22 protein-coding genes are annotated in these 19,907 nt (G+C 51.9%); 8 read left to right on the forward strand and 14 right to left on the reverse strand.

Translation table 11 applies throughout. From position 1 onward, the window contains the following. Nucleotides 1-2: 2 nt before the first annotated feature. Entirely contained in the window at nucleotides 3-1,904 is a 1,902-nt protein-coding gene (locus O1Q74_RS18280) for an IucA/IucC family protein (RefSeq protein ID WP_271874934.1), read from the reverse strand. A gap of 250 nt (nucleotides 1,905-2,154) precedes the next feature. On the opposite strand from O1Q74_RS18280, the gene O1Q74_RS18285 reads away from it, so the two are divergent. Then, entirely contained in the window at nucleotides 2,155-3,036 is an 882-nt protein-coding gene (locus O1Q74_RS18285; RefSeq protein WP_271874935.1) for an HpcH/HpaI aldolase/citrate lyase family protein, read from the forward strand. 83 nt (nucleotides 3,037-3,119) lie between these two features. On the opposite strand, the gene greB is transcribed toward O1Q74_RS18285, so the two are convergent. The 3 genes from greB to O1Q74_RS18300 are packed head-to-tail and all read right to left on the reverse strand — an operon-like array spanning nucleotide 3,120 to nucleotide 5,219. Further along, nucleotides 3,120-3,599: a transcription elongation factor GreB gene (gene greB / locus O1Q74_RS18290; protein WP_271874936.1), complete on the reverse strand. Its 480-nt coding sequence runs from the start codon at nucleotides 3,597-3,599 to the stop codon at nucleotides 3,120-3,122. Next, nucleotides 3,596-4,891, reverse strand: a complete 1,296-nt coding sequence (locus tag O1Q74_RS18295) for a type II toxin-antitoxin system HipA family toxin (protein ID WP_271878986.1) — start codon at nucleotides 4,889-4,891, stop codon at nucleotides 3,596-3,598. The genes greB and O1Q74_RS18295 overlap by 4 nt, the downstream gene beginning before the upstream one ends. Further along, entirely contained in the window at nucleotides 4,881-5,219 is a 339-nt protein-coding gene (locus tag O1Q74_RS18300) for a helix-turn-helix transcriptional regulator (RefSeq protein ID WP_271874937.1), read from the reverse strand. The genes O1Q74_RS18295 and O1Q74_RS18300 overlap by 11 nt, the downstream gene beginning before the upstream one ends. A 302-nt stretch (nucleotides 5,220-5,521) precedes the next feature. Here O1Q74_RS18300 and O1Q74_RS18305 point away from each other — a divergent pair, with 302 nt between their 5' ends. Beyond that, nucleotides 5,522-5,803, forward strand: a complete 282-nt coding sequence (locus O1Q74_RS18305) for a hypothetical protein (protein ID WP_271879017.1) — start codon at nucleotides 5,522-5,524, stop codon at nucleotides 5,801-5,803. Between the two features lie 89 nt (nucleotides 5,804-5,892). Beyond that, entirely contained in the window at nucleotides 5,893-7,560 is a 1,668-nt protein-coding gene (locus O1Q74_RS18310) for a methyl-accepting chemotaxis protein (protein WP_271874938.1), read from the forward strand. Nucleotides 7,561-7,630: 70 nt separating this feature from the next. On the opposite strand, the gene O1Q74_RS18315 is transcribed toward O1Q74_RS18310, so the two are convergent. Then, complete coding sequence (locus tag O1Q74_RS18315; protein WP_271874939.1) at nucleotides 7,631-8,044, reverse strand: citrate/2-methylcitrate synthase; 414 nt, start codon at nucleotides 8,042-8,044, stop codon at nucleotides 7,631-7,633. Between the two features lie 267 nt (nucleotides 8,045-8,311). On the opposite strand from O1Q74_RS18315, the gene O1Q74_RS18320 reads away from it, so the two are divergent. The 5 genes from O1Q74_RS18320 (at nucleotide 8,312) to O1Q74_RS18340 (ending at nucleotide 14,389) form a co-directional block, all read left to right on the forward strand. Then, nucleotides 8,312-10,645: a Tex family protein gene (locus O1Q74_RS18320; RefSeq protein ID WP_271874940.1), complete on the forward strand. Its 2,334-nt coding sequence runs from the start codon at nucleotides 8,312-8,314 to the stop codon at nucleotides 10,643-10,645. Between the two features lie 461 nt (nucleotides 10,646-11,106). Beyond that, the gene (locus O1Q74_RS18325) at nucleotides 11,107-11,778 is read left to right on the forward strand and encodes an IclR family transcriptional regulator (RefSeq protein ID WP_271874941.1); all 672 of its coding nucleotides are present in this window, start codon (nucleotides 11,107-11,109) and stop codon (nucleotides 11,776-11,778) included. 305 nt (nucleotides 11,779-12,083) lie between these two features. Further along, nucleotides 12,084-13,040 carry a 2-keto-3-deoxygluconate transporter gene (gene kdgT, locus O1Q74_RS18330; protein ID WP_271874942.1) on the forward strand — a complete coding sequence of 319 codons (957 nt, stop codon included), beginning with the start codon at nucleotides 12,084-12,086 and terminating at the stop codon, nucleotides 13,038-13,040. Nucleotides 13,041-13,052: 12 nt separating this feature from the next. Further along, nucleotides 13,053-13,889, forward strand: a complete 837-nt coding sequence (gene kduI / locus O1Q74_RS18335) for a 5-dehydro-4-deoxy-D-glucuronate isomerase (protein WP_271874943.1) — start codon at nucleotides 13,053-13,055, stop codon at nucleotides 13,887-13,889. Between the two features lie 299 nt (nucleotides 13,890-14,188). Further along, on the forward strand, nucleotides 14,189-14,389 hold the full coding sequence (locus O1Q74_RS18340) for a hypothetical protein (RefSeq protein WP_271874944.1): 201 nt from the start codon (nucleotides 14,189-14,191) through the stop codon (nucleotides 14,387-14,389). On the opposite strand, the gene O1Q74_RS18345 is transcribed toward O1Q74_RS18340, so the two are convergent. The 9 genes from O1Q74_RS18345 to O1Q74_RS18385 all read right to left on the reverse strand — a co-directional run bounded on the left by O1Q74_RS18345 (nucleotide 14,386) and on the right by O1Q74_RS18385 (nucleotide 19,898). Beyond that, nucleotides 14,386-14,727: a hypothetical protein gene (locus tag O1Q74_RS18345; RefSeq protein ID WP_271874945.1), complete on the reverse strand. Its 342-nt coding sequence runs from the start codon at nucleotides 14,725-14,727 to the stop codon at nucleotides 14,386-14,388. The genes O1Q74_RS18340 and O1Q74_RS18345 overlap by 4 nt on opposite strands. A gap of 75 nt (nucleotides 14,728-14,802) precedes the next feature. After that, the gene (locus tag O1Q74_RS18350; protein WP_271874946.1) at nucleotides 14,803-14,940 is read right to left on the reverse strand and encodes a hypothetical protein; all 138 of its coding nucleotides are present in this window, start codon (nucleotides 14,938-14,940) and stop codon (nucleotides 14,803-14,805) included. Further along, complete coding sequence (locus tag O1Q74_RS18355) at nucleotides 14,937-15,470, reverse strand: carbapenem self-resistance protein CarG family protein (protein WP_271874947.1); 534 nt, start codon at nucleotides 15,468-15,470, stop codon at nucleotides 14,937-14,939. The genes O1Q74_RS18350 and O1Q74_RS18355 overlap by 4 nt, the downstream gene beginning before the upstream one ends. Beyond that, nucleotides 15,460-16,251 (reverse strand): SUMF1/EgtB/PvdO family nonheme iron enzyme, encoded by a 792-nt coding sequence (locus O1Q74_RS18360; RefSeq protein WP_271874948.1) that lies wholly within the window; start codon nucleotides 16,249-16,251, stop codon nucleotides 15,460-15,462. Before O1Q74_RS18360 ends, O1Q74_RS18355 begins: the two co-directional genes overlap by 11 nt. Before the next feature lie 294 nt (nucleotides 16,252-16,545). After that, nucleotides 16,546-16,827 (reverse strand): helix-turn-helix domain-containing protein, encoded by a 282-nt coding sequence (locus O1Q74_RS18365; RefSeq protein WP_271874949.1) that lies wholly within the window; start codon nucleotides 16,825-16,827, stop codon nucleotides 16,546-16,548. After that, nucleotides 16,808-17,137, reverse strand: a complete 330-nt coding sequence (locus O1Q74_RS18370; RefSeq protein ID WP_271874950.1) for a type II toxin-antitoxin system RelE/ParE family toxin — start codon at nucleotides 17,135-17,137, stop codon at nucleotides 16,808-16,810. The genes O1Q74_RS18365 and O1Q74_RS18370 overlap by 20 nt, the downstream gene beginning before the upstream one ends. Before the next feature lie 180 nt (nucleotides 17,138-17,317). After that, on the reverse strand, nucleotides 17,318-18,697 hold the full coding sequence (locus tag O1Q74_RS18375; protein WP_271874951.1) for an FtsX-like permease family protein: 1,380 nt from the start codon (nucleotides 18,695-18,697) through the stop codon (nucleotides 17,318-17,320). Next, nucleotides 18,694-19,386 carry an ABC transporter ATP-binding protein gene (locus O1Q74_RS18380; protein ID WP_271874952.1) on the reverse strand — a complete coding sequence of 231 codons (693 nt, stop codon included), beginning with the start codon at nucleotides 19,384-19,386 and terminating at the stop codon, nucleotides 18,694-18,696. Before O1Q74_RS18380 ends, O1Q74_RS18375 begins: the two co-directional genes overlap by 4 nt. A gap of 8 nt (nucleotides 19,387-19,394) precedes the next feature. Continuing rightward, the gene (locus O1Q74_RS18385; protein WP_271874953.1) at nucleotides 19,395-19,898 is read right to left on the reverse strand and encodes a hypothetical protein; all 504 of its coding nucleotides are present in this window, start codon (nucleotides 19,896-19,898) and stop codon (nucleotides 19,395-19,397) included. Nucleotides 19,899-19,907 lie beyond the last annotated feature (9 nt).

The raw sequence follows: 19,907 nt of genomic DNA on the forward strand, positions 1-19,907 counted from the left end.
CATCACGATCCGAGGCGGGTTTCTTCCCCTGCCGTGAGAAAGGGGTTGCTCAGACCGTGCTGAATCCGGTAGTCGCGATATTCCTGGATATGCATCCGCAGCAGCGAACGCGTATACCAGGGCTGGGTCAAAAACATGTCGCGTTCGGTCTGCCACAGTTCGCCATCAACGCGCGACTTCACCGCATCAAACGCTGCGGCCGTTTCTTCTTTCATCACCTGCCACAGACGCGCATCGGCAAAGCCGTATTCCGCACTCAGCGCCAGCGCCAGTTCGTGCAGGTGGCTGACAAAACAGGCATCGACGACAAACATCCGCACGGGTTCGATATCGCCTTCAAACACCGTGGGCAGAATGCCGGGCCAAACGTAGGGTTGCAGGTGATAGCCGCGCTGACGCAGCAGCGGCGCGTAGGTACGCCCGTCGCCGAAATCGCGGATTAATAATCCCTGCGCGACGCCTTCAGATGAAAAGAGGATCTGGCTGTTCTGCTGATGCGCTTCCAGCCCGATGCCGTACAGCAGATAGATAGCGATGACAGGCCGGGTCACGGCGCGCACGTATTGGCAGAACCACGCTTCGGGGACAAGCCCGGACAGCGTGACCAGCTCGGTGAACAACGGCTGGTCGCGATGAGGCAGCGCCGTAAACAGCGTGGCGACGGTCACGGGCAGCGCGCCGTCAGCGCGTTCATAGGCGTGTGCATCGCGGAACACAACCGAAAGGTGTTTGCCCGGCGCATCATCCTGATGAACCGCGTGCTTGTAGTGGAACGCTGCCTCTTCACGGAAAAACTCCAGCCGCTGCTCGAATCCGCCTTCCTGTGCCAAAATCGCTTCGATAATGGTGCTGATACGTGGCCCCATGTGGATCGATTTCGCCTGTAGGCTGCGCATTTCGCTGGTCATCCAGATGGCGACAGGCAGTTTGATGAAGGGGGACGCAGGCGGTTCAACGGGCAAAACGGTACGGAACGACATACCCGGCAGCGTGATGAGATCGGGACCATCGGTCAGTAGAATCCCTTCGGCGATCTCATCCGCGTAGTGAGATTTCACCCAGTTTTCCAGATGCCAGCTGTGGATAGGCAGCGGGAGCCACTGCGCCTCATCCAGCCCCTGTTGATTCAGGCGCTGCTTCCAGTCCTGCCAGAGCGCGGGGAACGCCTGAGCAAACCACGCATGAAAATCATCGACGTGAGGCATGGATTCCACATACGCCATATCGCGGCGCAGCGCGGTAATACGCAGCGGCACGCGGGCGTTGAATTCGGGTGACAGTTGCTGGACGTCTTCGTCACTCAGGCCAGGGCGGGATTTCCAGGTCGGGTAGTAAGGGTGGCCTTCCAGCGATCCCCACTGATCGAGAAACATGGCCGCATCGCGAATGCTTAACTGCCGGCGCAGCCACGGCGTGAAATGGTTCTGCCCGTCCTGCTGCATGGCATCAGCCACCTCAGCACGCCATTGGCAGCGATAGCGCCGGGCATGGGTATCATTGCGAATACTGTTACCCACATCTTTTTTCAGGCCGCTGATGCCGCTCTCTTCAGGGAGAAAATCGAAATTATCGCGAAGTAAATCAATCAATCGCTCGTGGCTGGTAACGGGAAAAGACGCGCCATCTGAATTAATATGATAAATATTTCCATTATTAATATAAGTGTTTGCCGGTGATGGGGAAATATCGTCGAATTTCAATATACCTTTGCCACCCTGCAACGCCAGCGTTGCTTTCCGGGAATTATCCTTAATAAAATTCAGGTCATTTTTATTCAAAATCCCTTCTGCAAAAAAACAGCGAATCAATCGCCTTAACGCGTTTTTATTTGAATAATCAGAAAGAAAACCATCTACATCCTGATGTATATCCCTGTATTTAACGTCGTCAGCCTTGATATTCATAACCACTCCTCATACCGATAAAACAAGTAAAAACCGATTGCAGTAACGTATAAAAGGGTGTCATTAAAGCTCGGGTTAACACATCCCGAAACTTAATAAAAATGTCGTGATAGATGGATTGAAAAATAATGAACGGAAAGCTAGCATATCACTAACGTCAATGTAAATAGGTATCATTCTTATTCGCAATTAATTAGTTACATTTTAATAAAATGTAATTTAATCAATTAATTAACAAAATGAGAGCAGCATGGAACACGCTAAAACCTATCTCTTTGTACCCGGTAATGCGCCCCGCCGCTTTCAACATGCCGTCAACTGCGGGGCCGATGCCGTGATATTTGATTTAGAAGATGCTGTTCATCCTGATGAGAAAAACCAGGCCAGAGAGAATATTATCGAGTGGGATAAAAACGATACTCCCGTCTCTGAAATAAATTGCAAAAAATATATACGTTTAAATAAATTTGGATCAATGGCATTCAGCGAAGACATCGAGTTTCTGAATAAACTCAGCAATAAAGAGAAATTAAGAAATAACACATCATCCAAACATAAAATAGTCACATGGGAAATTGTTTTACCTAAAATAGAATCAGCAGAAATGCTGAATGACGCGCGGGAAATGATAAATCGTAATAGATTGGAAAACGTGAATATTATTGCGATTATTGAAACCGTGCGCGGGCTGCATAATGCAGAAGAAATTTGTGCGGCAGGAGTAGAAAGAGTCGCATTTGGCTCACTGGATTTCTCACTCGATATGCATTGCGATCAATCCCTGCATGCCTTGCTGTATGCCAGAAGCCGTATTGTCGTGGCTTCAAGACAGGCCGATTTGCCCCCGCCAATAGATTGCGTCAACCCTGACTTCACACATCATGACCGGGTGTTAGCCGATGCATTACATGCGCGCTCGCTCGGCTTCTCGGCCAAACTCTGTATTCACCCCTCACAGATCGATGCCGTTCAGCAGGCGTTCGCAACGGATCGCAGCAAAATAGACTGGGCAAAGCAGGTTCTGAAAGCGGCCGAACACAGCTACGCTTTCCAGATAAACGGCGAGATGGTGGATTTACCCGTCATTGAGCAGGCCAGGCAGCTATTGCGAGCGAAAAATGTAGATGACTAAACCTCTGGTGCCACTAGGGCACGAAGGGAGAATGCGCTAGCATGGCTTGTTGCGTGTTCCCCTACGTGCCGCTACCGAGCGGTTTATGACTTAACGTAATCAATGGAATTGACGAACCACTCACGCGGGCCGTCTGGCGTATTCACGGTGAATTCCTCATCAACCGCTTTTTTCAGCATGGCACGCGCCATCGGGGAATCGATCGAAATATAGTCTTTATTGTCGCCGTAGATCTCATCCGGGCCGACAATCCGAAAATGCTTCACATCACCTTGCTCATTTTCGATCTCTACCCAGGCACCAAAAAATACGCTGCCATCCTGCTGCGGCGAATAATCAACGATTTTCAATTCCGTCAGGCATTTTCTCAGGTAACGCACACGCCTGTCGATCTGGCGTAATAAACGCTTGTTATAGGTGTAGTCTGCATTTTCTGAACGATCCCCCAAGCTGGCTGCCCAGGAAACAATTTTGGTAATTTCCGGGCGCTTTACATTCCAGAGATGGTCATGCTCTGCCCGCAGTTTGTCATACCCCTCGCGGGTAATCAGGTTGGTTTTCAAGTCATTAACCCCGTTAGGCGCTTAGTGCGTAAGCTGTCCGGCGTACCTTCAAAAATAAAAGGGTTGAGAAACATCCGGCCCCAAAACAGCTTGCGATCCACTTCGCTTAATGCGACTTCATCGCAGATGCTTTCCCAGCACGCACGCACCGTTTCTATCTGATGCATGATGATCTCAATAGCTTCAGCTTCGCTCAGCAGAAATTTAGGTGCAGCCGCCAGACAGACAGCGAAATTGCTCATCCTGTTTTCACCCGTGATCAACATTGCCTGCGTCGCCTCATTACCCGCCCGATTCTGCGGGCAAATATCATAGGCTGGAGTCAGCTTTAGTGTTCGGCCATCCCAGAATGCCGCGTGGTTTCGGGCATGATCGTCGGTGTTTCCGCAGATGATGTTGAAGACCAGGCGGCCAAACAACTCACGCAGCGTCGCTTTCGGTTCGTCGAAACGTTGCCGGATGATGTCCGAGAATTCTTCGTAGCTCGCATATCTCGCCATCATTTCATCAAGGCTGAAAAGCGTCAGTGCAGAGACCATTAGCCTGCGTTTCCAGCCACCTTCTGCTTTCATACGGTCAAAACGTTCTATCAGAATAACGTCCTTCCCCGCCGTCTGACGAAAGTGCACCGGAGCCACATCTAAGCCAGCACTTGCGGCCAACCGCATAGCGATATATTCGGCCTTAACAACGTTGTAGGTATCCGTTGAAGATGAAAATTTTGCGATGAACTTATGGTTCTCATCTTCAATCATCGCTTTCGGCCGTGCGCCCCCCAACGAACTCCCATGGAAAAGTGCTTGATCAAGCTCAGGCGTCAACAAGGCACCGTTTTCCACCATAGTGGCAGCAAGCATCAACTCTTCAAGAGAAGCATTTTGAGCTGAACGCGGGACATACTCTGTCGGCAATGCCTGAAAATCGAGCCCGCCAATTCTGTCTGAACCGGACTCAAGCAGATATGTCAATTCATCCAGCGTACTGCTATCTGTTCCCCTGCCTCTGACACCCATCAGTCGATTAAGGATGACCCTGCGTCCCCATGCGTCAGGTGCGGCATCGCGTAATGCACTCGCCTGCCATAGGCCCGCCGCTGGCGGTATAGCACCACGCATTAACGGCAGTTCAGGTTCATAGATAGGGATCGCGTCTTTTCGCTCCAGATAGTTACGACCATAATTGAAAATGAGTCGGTCGCCGTCCCGGCTCAATAAACCAGCCACAACAGGCTTCGTCGCATCAGGCAACCAGATCCATACATAGGCTTTGTCGATAGCGTTATCAGAAGTCATCATTCACGACCTTTTTGGAATGATGTACAGCGCGCGGCAGAAGAGAGAGTGTTTTCTCCGTGTTGGCCATATGAAGTGCCATTGCGGATTGGTCCGCGGTAAAAAGAGGGACACCAACAAGGGTAGCCAGCTCAAAAACCGCGCCAATTGAACATCCCATATCTCCTTCCTCTGCGCGATAGACTAAGCCTCGTGATACGCCTGCCCGTTCAGCTAATTCTTCCACTGTCATATTACGTTCGATCCTCGCGCTGCGAAGCATCAACCCGAGTAAACGAGCTGCGTCACGGCTGTAGCGAGAATATGTTCGAGCAGAAGGTTTCGCCATCGCTATATTCCTGTTCCATTAATGGGGCATACCCCATACTTGACACCTATTTATAGAACATGATGCGTCTGCAATGAAGGGAATACAAGACTTTCGTTCTATTAATAGGTCATATTGGCAAACTATGCCTTATTAATGAAGCACGGAAAACGACCCTGCATTGAATAACAGCGGCAACAGACCTGTTCTGGCGAGCTTTTTCCACAGCTAATCAGCATCCTGGGTTGGTAATAGCCCGAAAAAATCGCCATACGCCACCCTGGCAGAAAACGGTTTTGCGTTCTCTGCTATTTGAAAATGAAATGCAGCAATTTGCCCGGCGTTACCCACATTTGAAAGGCTTGGATCCGGTGCTTATCGATCTGAAGAAATTGAAAGCCCCACGCTATCAGCGCTATACCGCCACTTTTGCCAGCGATAGTCACGCGTATTTTGTCTCTCAGATCACACATTTCATACGAAATCCCCTCTGTCGTAATTTACGTGATCAACTGAACGCTTTTTCTGCCGATATTAAAGATATTCTTATCTATATATTTTTGAATGCGGGAGTTATCGATGTATCCCGGAAATGTAAAACATAGCTATAATACCTTGTCATTACTTGCATCGATTACGATAGCAAGTCCCCTCCGTTATGCCTTCATAGCATGTCAAAAAATTAAGGATGTTTATGAATATGCTGAACAGAATCAAACTCGGCAAGATGCTGGGTATGGGATTTTCTCTGGTTATCATCATCAGTCTGATGGTGGCATTCTTCGGACGGCTCCAACTGGTTGGGCTGGGTAACGACATCAGCCGCCTTTCCGGCACTACATTAGCAAACATGCTATTGATTCAGGAAGTTAAAGCCGGTTTCGACGCCAATGCTCGCCTGATTCGCAACATTGCAATCAGCACCGACCCAGCGCAAATCAGACAGGAAAAGCAGTTTGTCGATGAGCAAATCGCCCGTAATACCGCCAACCTGAAAAAACTGGGGCAACAGCTGGATACCGAAGGAACCAGTGCGCTACTGAAGCAGTTTCAGGACACCCGCCCGCCGTACCTTGCGGCCTTTTTGAAAGCCATAGAACTGGTGCAATCCACCGATCCAGAGCAGCGTCTGAGAGGTAACGCCATTATTCTCAATGAGATGCAGCCCGCGCAAAACGCATTGTTCAAAGTGTTGGACGCGATGATGGCCTCACAGCAGCAAGATACCAACGAGATTGTCAGCCACGCACAGCATAGCGCGTACTCCGGCAGCGTCATTATGCTGATTCTCGCCCTTGCCGCCGCTGCCATGGCCGCAGTCGTGGCCTGGCTGATTACCCGTACGTTGAAAAACCAACTGGGCGGCGAGCCGCTCTACGCGACCCACGTTGCCCGGCAGGTGGCCGATGGCGATCTGGCCGTCGATATTGCCATAAACACGAATGACCACAGCAGCCTGTTAGCCACAATGCGCCATATGAGCAATAACCTGGGTGATATCGTCGAGCAGGTGCGGGAGAGCAGCGAAGCTATCGCTTCGGGCTCCAGCCAAATCGCCGCAGGCAGCGAAAACCTGAGCCAACGCACGGAAGAGCAGGCCGCCAGCCTACAGCAGACCGCAGCGTCAATGGAACAGATGAGTCAGGCGATTCGCCAGAATGCGCATACCGTGCGTAGCGTCACTCAGCTTGCCAGCCAGGCCAGCAAGACGGCGACCAAGGGCGGTGAGGCGATCGGCGATATGGTCATTACCATGAAAGAGATCTCCGACAGCTCACATAAAATCCGCGATATCATCAGCGTCATTGATGGCATCGCCTTCCAGACCAACATTCTGGCGCTGAATGCAGCGGTCGAAGCCGCACGCGCGGGTGAGCAAGGCCGCGGCTTCGCCGTGGTAGCCGGAGAAGTCCGCTCCCTGGCGCAGCGTTCCGCCTCCGCCGCCAAAGAGATCGCGGTACTGATCAACACCAGCGTCGAAAAAGTCGAAGCGGGGAACCGTCTGGTCGAAGACACCGGCAGCACCATTGATGAGCTGGTACGTCAGGCACGCAGCGTGGCAGATTTAATCAGTGAGATCGGGACGACAACGCAGGAGCAGGAATCCGGCATTTCGCAAATTCATGACGCGGTGAACCAGCTCGATCAGGTCACCCAACAGAACGCGACGCTGGTGGAAGAGTCCGCCAATGCGGCAACCAACCTGCGCGAACAGTCATCCCATCTGGTTACACTCATGAACCATTTCCACCTGCGCGGCACGCCAGCAGCCCGTCCGGCACCAATGGCGAAGAAAACGCAACCGGCCCGTTTAGCCCTCGCGCCGGTCGGCAACACACAAGACAACTGGGAAAAATTCTAGGCTTATTCCTGCTCACGATCACCATGATGCGCCAATATCGGCATCATGGTGATAATCGTGCCAACCTTGCTTAGAGAAAGACTATTTTTGGGAAACATAATCCCGACGGCTGCACGGTATAAATCTGGCGCGCGCGATAGATGTTGATATCTTCCTGCTTGTGCATCTCATCCCCATGCGCAATCCAGCCAACCATCCTGCCAGCAGTGGAGATAACCGTAAACATTGATGGCGGTGGTTCCATCGCCACCAGTAACAGGCTGTCTTCCCTGCCGAGTTCGTTGAGCACTTCGTAGCAGATTTTACGCAGAATCGCCGCGTGGGGATCGAAATGCTGGTAGACAGAGTTGCCGAATCTCATCAGGAGGAAAGAATCACAGCCACCTTTTGCACGTTGTACGAATTCAGGCACGCGATTGACCGTTTGAATCTCTTCCAGCAGACGCATGCAGGCAAACGTGTTCACGCCAAAAGAGCCAGACACGCTGACCGCCATCGTAGACGGGCATTGACCATGATCGGCATTTTCGACAGTAGCCGCACACTCTTCTATTCACCGCATCAATTAGGTAAATTTTGCTCTACTGTTTTCTCTTTCTCTGGTTGTAATTCGTCGAACAGCGCCGTTATCGCCGCCGTATTCCAGACGGTGACGGCTGGCATTTTGCGCGCTCAATCCGTATAACTGTCCTCACTTGTTTCACCCACTACTTTTTATTCCACTAATGTGATGACGACTGATATCAGACCTATGAATGATTCATTAAGCCACATCATCGCCAGCGAATTGCAGGCGCGTACGGAGCAGGTGGACGCCGCAGTCCGCCTGCTGGACGAAGGAAATACCGTCCCTTTTATCGCCCGTTACCGTAAAGAAGTGACCGGCGGGCTGGATGACACCCAACTGCGCCAACTCGAAACACGCCTCGGTTACCTGCGTGAGCTGGAAGACCGACGCCAGACTATTCTGAAATCCATCGACGATCAGGGGAAATTAACCCCACAGCTCGCTACTGCCATTAACGGCACACTGAGCAAAACCGAGCTGGAAGATCTCTACTTGCCGTATAAACCGAAACGCCGCACGCGCGGACAGATTGCGATTGAAGCGGGTCTGGAGCCGTTGGCCGACGGCCTGTGGCAAGACCCAAGCCAGGCTCCAGAGCTGACGGCACAGTCTTATGTCGATGCCGAGAAAGGCGTGGCGGACGTGAAAGCCGCGCTGGACGGTGCTCGTTACATTCTGATGGAGCGCTTCGCCGAAGATGCCACGCTGCTGGCAAAAGTGCGTAACTACCTGTGGAAAAACGCCCATCTGGTTTCCCGAGTCGTGGAAGGGAAAGAGGAGGAAGGCGCGAAGTTCCGTGACTATTTCGATCATCATGAACCGATCGCTCAGGTGCCTTCACACCGCGCGCTGGCGATGTTCCGTGGCCGGAATGAAGGTGTGCTGCAACTGGCGTTGAATGCCGATCCACAGCATGAAGAAGCGCCGCGTGAGAGCTACTGCGAACAGATTATTATCGACCACCTGAACCTACGGTTGGGGAATGCGGCAGCGGACAGTTGGCGACGCGCCGTGATTAGCTGGACGTGGCGTATTAAAGTGCTGCTGCACCTTGAAACCGAGTTGATGGGCAGCGTGCGTGAAAAAGCCGAAGATGAAGCGATCAACGTCTTCGCCCGCAACATGCACGACCTGCTGATGGCCGCCCCGGCGGGCATGCGCGCCACGATGGGGCTGGATCCCGGTCTGCGTACCGGCGTAAAAGTCGCGGTGGTGGATGCCACTGGCAAGCTGGTCGCCACCGACACCATTTATCCGCATACCGGTCAGGCGGCTAAAGCCGCGACGGTTGTGGCCGCGCTGTGCCTCAAACATCAGGTTGAGCTGGTGGCGATTGGTAACGGTACCGCCTCACGTGAAACCGAGCGTTTCTTCCTCGATACGCAGAAGCAATTCCCGGATATCAACGCACAGAAAGTGATCGTCAGCGAAGCGGGCGCATCGGTGTATTCCGCGTCCGAGCTGGCTGCACAAGAATTCCCCGATCTGGATGTGTCGCTGCGCGGTGCGGTATCCATCGCCCGCCGTTTGCAGGATCCGCTGGCAGAGCTGGTGAAGATCGACCCGAAATCCATCGGCGTTGGCCAGTATCAGCATGATGTAAGCCAGAGCCTGCTGGCGAAGAAACTGGATGCAGTGGTCGAAGACTGCGTAAACGCCGTCGGCGTTGACCTGAACACCGCATCCGTGGCGCTGCTGACGCGTGTTGCAGGGCTGACGCGCATGATGGCGCAAAATATTGTGACCTGGCGTGATGAGAATGGCCGCTTCCATAATCGTGAGCAACTGCTGAAAGTCAGCCGTCTGGGGCCAAAAGCCTTTGAACAGTGTGCGGGCTTCCTGCGCATCAACCACGGTAATAACCCGCTGGATGCTTCTACCGTTCACCCGGAAGCATATCCGGTCGTGGAACGCATTCTGGCCGCGACGGAACAGGCGTTGCAAGCGCTGATGGGGAATCCAAACGCACTGCGTAATCTGAAACCTTCGGACTTCACCGATGAGCGTTTCGGTGTACCGACAGTGACCGACATCATCAAAGAGCTGGAAAAACCGGGTCGCGATCCGCGCCCTGAATTCAAAACCGCCAGCTTCGCCGAAGGCGTAGAAACCTTAAACGATCTGCTGCCGGGCATGGTTCTGGAAGGGTCGGTCACCAACGTCACCAACTTTGGCGCTTTTGTGGATATCGGCGTCCATCAGGACGGTTTGGTCCACATTTCATCACTGGCCGATCATTTCGTCGACGATCCGCATAAGGTCGTAAAAGCGGGCGATATCGTGAAAGTGAAAGTAATGGAAGTGGATCTGCAACGTAAGCGCATCGCGCTAACCATGCGTCTGGATGATCAGCCGGGCGAGACGGCATCACGCCGTGGCGGCGGCAATGCACGCGGCGACAGCAACACCTTGCCGCGTCAGTCCGCAGGAAAATCACGCCCTCGTCCAGCTATTACCCCCGTCGCTGGCAATAGCGCGATGGGTGACGCGCTGGCCGCTGCCTTTAAAAAACGTTAATCACCTCATGCCGATCGTTTAAGCATCGAGATACACGGGGCGACCACAGGGGTGAGGCCTCCTGCGGGAACCTCCCCCTGTGTTTCCCCTAATAACGGGCTTAAGTGACCTATATTCGCTAATAACCGTTCTACTATTAGCCAGACCTTATTTTCATAAGGTCTGGCATCTTTCTCTTTCCCGCCAAAATACCGCTATTTTTTCCCTAATAAAACCACGCTTCATTTATATTGAAATATTCAACCATTTCGAGACTGTTTTGTCATCTGCATCCAAGTAAATAAATTACCTTTTCGTTATTATTTCTCTATATAGGAAACCATCGTTTTATATATAGAACAACCATGAATATATTCCAACAGCTCGAACACAGTAAAGCACCAGCAGCGGTTCGTTTAGTGATGATGATTGACTACATCGCCAAGCGTGACGAAGCCAGTTTCACTGATATTTGAACTGATTTGTCTATCCCCAAAAGCAGCGTGCACCATTTATTAGAGGTGCTGGTTGTTACGCAACTGCTGTGCCAGCGTGCTGACGGGCGTTATGTTTTGGAGTTAAGGCTATTCGAGCTGGTCGGTCTGGTAATAAAGAATATCGATCTGCGTAAAGACACCATTAACGTTATGCATGAGTTGGTCAAAGAGACAGAATTGACCTGCCATCTCGGTATTCTGGACGGCGACAACGGTTTCTTCCTGAGTAAAGTGGCATCGCCCAGGGCCATCGTAAAAACATCTTGGGAAGGTAAGAAAATCGTTTTTAACCGTATGTCGCTGGGAAAAGTATTATTAGCCTGGCTGCCACAAGAAAGAATTGACGCACTGATTGCCGATTGCACTTTTGAATATTTAACACCCCGGACAATTACCAAAAAAGAAGATTTCCTACAGCATCTGAAAATCGTCAAGGAACAAGGCTGGGCAATCGACGACAGCGAAGATATAGAAGAAATCTGCTGTATATCCGCCCCGATTTTTAACCAAAACGGTGAAGCCATCGCCGCCATTGGCGTTAACGGCATGCAATCACAATATGCTAATGGAAAGAAAGAGAAGCATCTGGCAAGCCTGATTAAAACCAGAAAAGCAATTAATACGCATATTAACAGCAGGAATACTGATAGTAGATAATATATTTATCGTGAAGAGACAGACTACATTTTAACTTATGATGCATTGAAGATAGCATCATAAAAAATCAGGAACACGGACACATTAAGACATAATTAAAAGCAAAATAATCATAATTTAAAGGCTATCATCAAGACAACGAAAAACATTCATTATCAATTTAATAATAAGTATAGCCATATTCAATAGTTAATAAAATCAGGTAATAACCTCTTGGATTTTATCCCCCTTATTTATACGTTTTACAAATAATCCATCTGCTTTCACTGAAATCAGGCTGAACATATTTTTAAATGAGGTCTTTTATGAAAATCAAGCAAGCTATTGATAAGATTCCAGGAGGATTAATGCTGGTGCCGCTCTTTTTGGGCGCACTCTGTAATACCTTTACACCAGGGGCTGGGAAATACTTAGGTTCTTTCAGTAACGGCCTGATTACTGGCACCATTCCTATTCTGGCAGTCTGGTTTTTCTGCATGGGCGCGTCCACTGAATTTAAAGCAACGGGAACCATGTTGAGAAAATCAGGCGTTCTGGTAGTCACCAAAATCGCCACCGCCTGGGTGGTCGCGCTGATCGCGGGCACATTCTTACCAGGAGACGGCATCCAGAACGGCTTGCTGGCCGGGATTTCCGTACTGGCGCTGGTCGCGGCAATGGACATGACTAACGGCGGTTTGTACGCCGCATTGATGAACCAATACGGTTCGAAAGAAGAAGCAGGCGCATTCGTCCTGATGTCTCTGGAGTCCGGCCCGTTGATGACTATGGTCATTCTGAGTGCCAGTGGTATTTCCACCTTCGAGCCTCGGCTCTTTGTCGGTGCCGTCCTGCCTTTCCTGATTGGTTTTATACTGGGTAACCTCGACTCGAACCTGAGAAAACTGTTTGGTAATTCCGTACAAACGCTGATTCCTTTCTTTGCCTTTGCGTTAGGCAATACGATTAATTTGGCCGTGATCCTCCAGACCGGCTTTGCGGGTATCTTCCTCGGCCTGCTGGTGATTATCGTTACTGGGATCCCGTTGATTCTGGCGGATAAATTTATCGGCGGTGGTAATGGTACAGCGGGTGTGGCCGCATCCAGCAGCGCAGGCGCTGCCGTCGCCACACCTCTGCTCATCGCGAATATGGCGCCGGAATTCGCGCCGGTCGCTCAACAGGCGACAGCGCTCGTCGCCACCAGTGTGATCGTGACATCAGTATTGGTGCCCATCATCACGGCATTATGGACAAAACGCTTTTCACCTAAACACGCATAAAAAGGTAACGAAATGGACGTACGACAGAGTGTACACAGTGAGCATGCGAAAACGCTTGATACCACTGAGCTGAGAAAGAAATTTCTCATTGAGCAGATATTTACGCCAAACCACTACACCATGACTTACAGCCACATCGACCGTATTGTGGTGGGCGGCATCATGCCGATAGATGGCGAGATCACGTTTGATGACGGTATCGGCAAACAGTTTGGCGTGAACTATTTTCTTGAGCGGCGCGAACTGGGGCTTATCAACATCGGTGGCCCGGCCAACATTGTTATCGACGGCACAAGCTATCAGGTTGGTAATGAAGAAGCGCTCTATGTTGGAAAAGGTGCCAAAGACTTAGCATTCAGCAGCCTGGACAAAGCCAAGCCAGCCAAACTGTATTATAACAGCGCTCCGGCGCATGCCGTTTACCCGACACGCATCATTACGCAGGATGACGCGATCAAAGCCCCGCTGGGCGATGTGAAAACCTGCAACAAGCGGACGATTTGCAAATATCTGGTACCGGAAGTGGTGGACACCTGCCAGTTGAGCATGGGATTAACACGTCTGGCGGAAGGCAGCAACTGGAACTCCATGCCGACGCATACCCATGAACGCAGAATGGAAGTGTACTTCTATTTTGATATGACGGAAGACACCATTATCTTCCACATGATGGGTGAACCGCATGAAACGCGCCATCTGGTGATGCATAACGAGCAGGCGGTGATCTCCCCCAGTTGGTCGATTCATACCGGTGTCGGCACGAAAAACTATGCCTTCATCTGGGGCATGATCGGTGAAAACCTGACGTTTGACGATATGGATCATATCGCGATGTTGGATTTACGCTAATCCGCCAGCAGTTACAGCGATCGTAAAATACAGCAGGGTGAGCCTCGTTCACCCTGTTTTAATACCGCGTCAGTAGGACGTCGCATGACGTCATTCCAGGTTACCAACACCCGTCGCCCCTCTCATCTCCTTCACTGCCGCTGCGCTCACCATTGCAGTGTAATACAGCCGCCAACGCCCCACGCGGTGCACCAAACCAAAGACTCGCCACCATTAATTAGCGGACTAATAGATAAATACGCATTGGTATAGAAGTTGCTTTGTTCTTGTTTTCCCATACCAAAAACAAGGACCTGTGAATGCAACTCTCATCCATCGCCCGCACCATCACCGCCGCCTGTCTGATGCTGTCGTCCCATGCGCAACTGGCCGATGACGCCAAACCTGGCGTCACGATATACGCAACCGGCGGCACCATCGCCGGAAAGGCAGAATCCAATACGGCTACGACAGGTTATACCTTTTCACAACAACGTAGGTTTTCACTATGCTCGCGTTAGTAATCCAGCTCGACCGGCACGGGGTAGTCCTGCAACTTGGCGGCTCCGCCCAACGTCTCACGAATCGTGGCCGAATAGAGCGTGGTTTCCATGCCACCAACAAGGTTATCCAGTTCGCTAAATGCAAAGCGTAACGAACGATTGTACGCCCAATCCTCCAATGAAGTCAGACGATACGTGAAGTACACCACCGTCAATTCCTGGTTCACGCGATCGATTTTCTCAATACGACTTACCTGCATACGGCCGTAGCACAGGTCACCATATTGACGCCAATTCTTCTCTCCTACAGGGGATAAACGATAGACTTTACCTGTTCCTTCAAGCGTCTCATGCACCAACTTTGCTTCCACTAGCGCATTCAAACGTCCACTGTTCCAGGGGGAATCACCTTTAGGACTATGAACCGGCCACTACTTCTCGCCCAGACACAGCGGCGGTTCTGCATAAAAAAACTCCTGTACGCGTTGCTGGTAATCCTGCTCACTGAGCTGCGCCCATGCCCCGAGGGGCGACAATAGGCCGAACACGATTAATACCAATGTTTTCATTTTTCCAGCATCGCCTCATTCACTTCCTTGTAGGCCTCATCGACCGATTGGTAGGTATTTTGCGTTACCACACGCTTGCGCTCCGACCATTCATAGAGCGGCACTCCAGGATCGTCCCGCGAGGCTTTAAAATCGTAAATCGTTAAAATGACTTTTGTCGAATCAAAGACATTTTCCCCTTGCTTCTTTGCCGTCACCAGAAAGTAATGCTTCCCAGACAAGAACAACCGATTATCCTGCACCAGAAAATCCGCGGCGGCGGACAACCGATAGTCGAACCAGGTAAACGTATTGCTGTTGGCAACTGGCATGATGCTATGCCCACCGTCTGGACGGCGGACAAAAAAAGTCATCCCGAGATTAGGGTGTGAGGTATTGTTGTCAAATTGGGCGACGACGACATAATCTTTCCCGCCGTCCTGATTGAGATCCACCCGATTGATGCCGTCTTTCAACGCCACGGGAGAGAGTGCAGCAGCCGAACTACCGATCGCGCAGAGCGCCAACCACCCTATAACTTTATTGACCATCAAGTGTCCTTACTAGTCGAAAACCAATATCCGGCATGAAAAAACCGGGCGTGTGAAGATCGCAGCTCGCCAGACTGTGCGTCCGCTCGAGATAACTTCCGCCGCAAAAGTAGTACATGGTTTTGCCCCCCTCCACCACATAAGGTTCGTTCAGCCACTCGGATACATTACCGCTCATATCGTAAATCCCCAGAGCGTTAGGGCGCTTCGACGCCACAGGCACCGTGCCGAACGAGGATGAATCAGAGGGGAAATGCGCCACACTCTCCGGCTGTTCGCTGCCAGCATAGCGCTGACCGTAAGTAGCATTCGCGAGTCCTTTCTTTCCGCCTCTGGCCGCAATCTGCCATTCCGCCAGCGTGGGCAAGCGATAGCCTGAAGCCTGCGGATTCTCGCGTATGAGTTTTTCATTATCACCGTCCGGCGCACGCTTCAGCGTTTTGCCGTCTGCCGCCAGATAGTGAGGTTGCAGCCGTTCCCGTTCACTCAGCGCATTGGCGAAAATCACAGCATCCCACCATGAGATATTGGTGACAGGATGAAGGCCGCCATCCTGTTCAGGCGGCAGGCAATCTTCGAAGGTCGCACCATTGCAACCACCGCTTAGCTGATAGTCGTGTGCGTCCGCCCATGCTTGCAACGCATGGTATTGCTGATAGGTGATTTCCGTTTTCGTCATGGCAAAAGACACGACAGAGGTGTTGGCATGGGCGGCATAGTCTTCCGAGCCAAAGACCGATCCAACATAGAAATGACCACCGTTGACGACGACTTCGGTCATGCCCGTTGCCTTAACATCAGTAACAGGAAGAGACGCGCTAGTGGCGGTGATAAACGATAGTCCTAAACACAAGCCTAAAAAGATAAAACAGCTCTTAAACATAACCATCCATGTTGCGTGTACTAAAGAGAGGAGGTCGTCTGATGATTTACTGCCGAAGCAGACATTAGGAATGGAGTGAAAAGCCAAGCTTTCTGAGTGAAGACGAAAGGATGACTCTGAAACCATCATTCGATGGGGCAACACAACATTCGACAGACTCTATAAAAAGACCTGCACTGACTGGCAGGTTGTTCAATACAGAGGAATAACCGGCTTTTTGATGCCACAGGCGCGGGCGTAACGGGTCAGTGTATCGATGCTGGCTTTGGTAATGTTGTTTTCCAAACGGGAGATAACAGGAGGTGTGACGCCCATGCGGTCAGCAACCTGTGCTTTTGTCAGGTTGTCATGCTTACGCCATTCAGCCAATAAGTTTCTGAGTTTCTCTTTGCGTTCTTCTTCCTGCCATGCCTCGCGATACTCATCGTTCTGCATCCACTCATTATGCAGTTCTTTATGACTTACCAGTTTCATTAAGTACCTCTGCTAACCGCTTTTTCGCAAATTCGATGTCTTTCGCTGGTGTTTTCTGTGACTTCTTGATGAAAACTCGGAGCATGATGATGGTATTGCCTGTGTGATATACCCAGATACCTCTGGCAATATCCGTCCCCATCGTGCGGATCTCAAAAAAACCATCACCTAAAGGTTTGGTATCCGGTTCTCGTAGTAATCGGGCATCATACTCCAGTTTACTGATGAGCCGGTCAAATTTCACCCGAAGCCGCACGGGTAAAGCTGTCGCTTCTTCTCTCGCTGTTGGGTGATAAACGACATTAAACATATGGCCTTACATCTCCAATAAAATTAACCGATAGCGTTATTTTCAACAAGAAAAAATTAACCCATAAGCTAATAAACGGAGCTTAATCCTATTTGAATCAGAAAACAGCATCTTGAATCAGAAAAACAGCATCGGACGCCAAAAAGACACGTCCGATGCGAATACGGCTAGCGTAACAACTTACTCGCCACGCAGCGCCGTTGCGGGTGATTGACGGTAGGACAGCATTGCGGGGAGAGTGAGAACTACCGCGGCAACCAGCAACAAGAGCAGAACAAAATGGATGTCTTCCCATTCCAGCGTCACCGGCAGGACAAAGCCGCTTTTTTCGCTCATGACCACCGCAATCGCACGGGCAGCCAGGTAGCCCAGGCCAACGCCCAGCAGTACGCCGACGCTCACCAGTGACATCAGTCCGCTCCAAATCAGCGTGAAAATCCCATAGCGCGGCGCGCCAAACGCACGGAGTGCGCCGATCTGTTTCTGCCGCTGCCGCAGGTGGATAACCGCCACCATCGCCACCGCGACGCCCACAAGCCCCTGCGTCCCCAGCGAGATATAGGTCAGCAGTTCACGAATATCGCCCAGCATCGAGTAGAGCTTCACCAGCACTTCGCCGGGGAACACCGCCAGCGTTGTATTGCTGCGATACAGCGAACGCAGCTGATAGGCCCCCGCGATCGTTTTCGGTTTCACCACGATAGCGGGTAAACCCGCCTGATGCGCATGGCCGTGTGCTTCTGCCTCGTCGTGCTCGTCGGCGTGTGAAGCCGTTACCGGTTGAGCGGCCTCAGCATCGGCATGATGATCGTCACTTGCTGCACCTTCTGCGGGATGCGCATCATGATGATGTTCATCGGCATGCTGATCGCCTTCCGCATGCGCAGTTTCCCCCTGCCCATGTTCGTCATGATCGTGGTGTGCATCGTCCGCATCATGTGGCGGATGGATACCATGTACCCGCCATACCGCATTCACCGGCACCAGAATCGCTTTATCCCACGCGCTGCCGTCAGCAGGCAACACGCCGACCACGGTGTAGGTGACGTCATCGTGCGCATGCGCCCCTTCCGTCCCCACCTGACCATGAATCGGGCTGAACGTGCTCCCCACCCTCAGCCCCGTTTGCTCGCCGACTACGGCTTCAAAGTCATCGTTGAACACACGTCCGGCGATGAGCTGCCGCTTACCGTTATCCGTCACCAGCGGTGGTGTCGTACCGACAATCGGCATTCCCTGATAGAAATCACCAAACGCGACCGGGGCCGCCCAAGCCACCAGCGGATTCTTTTCCAGATCGGCCAGCACCTGCGCAGGAATCAACGTCAGCGCGGACGGTTGCAGGAACACGGACGACAGCACCAGTTGGGTTTCGCTCCCCGGCGCGCCGATCACCAGATCGAAACGGTCAGCGGCTTTGGCACTGCCCATGCGCAGCGCTCTTTCCTGCAAACTCACCGAAATACTTAATGCTGTCGCCATCGCGATCAGCAACACCACGACCAGCACACCCGGCCAGAGCCGACGCCAGTCGACCCAGATAAGACGCCAAGGAATCATGCGCGATCCTCCTGATACGGCGTGTCCGCCACGAGGCGTCCTTTTTCCAGTTGAATACAGCGCGACATCTGCGAAGCCAGACGCGCATCGTGCGTAATGGCGATCAGCGTGGCACGGCTATCGCGCGCTAGCGTCGCCAGCAAATCGGCAATCTGCTCGCCGCTCTGCGCGTCCAGACTGGCTGTTGGTTCATCGGCCACGATAATATCTGGCTTGCTGAGCAACGCTCTCGCCACGGCAACCCGCTGCTTCTCGCCGCGTGATAGCACGTCGATCGGGCGTTTCGCGGTATCCAGCCCCACCTGAGCCAACAAATCCGCCGCCCGCTGTTTGAGCGACACAGGTATCCGCCAGTGGTGAAACTGCGCGGGCAGTAAGACGTTTTCCAGCGCATTCAGGCCGGGGAACAGATGGAAATCCTGCATCACCAACCCAATATGCTGCGCCCGCCAGCGGTCGCGTTCCGCTTCGTTCATCTGCCAGATATCCTGCTTTTCCCACTGTACACAGCCCGTTCCGCTGTGATCCATCCCGGTGATGGCATTCACCAACGTGGTTTTGCCAGAACCGGAAGGCCCCATCACCGCGACCCGCTCACCAGAACGGATAGACAGTGCGGGAATATCCAGCACGGCCTCGGACGTATCGGGGAAGGTCACACTTAGGTGTTGAATCAATAACTCCGCCATCAGCGCTCCTAAAGGGTATCGAACGTGGCTTCACGCAATCGCAGCAGGCTGACAAAACCCGTTTCAGGATCGGTCCACGATCCGTGCTCCAGCACGCCTTCTACCTCAATCATGGTGTTGTTCTGTACGAAGGTCTGACGTTTGGCGAGATAGACAACGACAATATCTTCAGGCCAGTCCGCATCAGAGGAACAGAAGGGGCACAGCGCCATCGGCATTTTGGTTAAGACAAAGAATTGTGACTCCGCCTTGAGCGGCGGTGCCATAAAGCCGCGCATCTTGACCCGTTTACCGGAGAGCGCTTTGACATCATTGGAGAATTCCAGACCCAACACGCCGTAAGAGGCGTACAATTTATCGAAAGAAAGTTCAGACTGCTTATCGAAAGAAAATTCAGACTGCGCGGCGTTCGCCGGAGCAATACCACCGAGAAGGAGGAGCACCAGCACCGTGCGCAACCAGGAGAATAAAAGCGGGGTTGCCCCCGCTTTGCTGCATGTCGCATTATTCATCGTGTTATC

The organism is Pectobacterium sp. A5351, from assembly GCF_028335745.1.
In the GTDB taxonomy this organism is placed as follows: domain Bacteria; phylum Pseudomonadota; class Gammaproteobacteria; order Enterobacterales; family Enterobacteriaceae; genus Pectobacterium.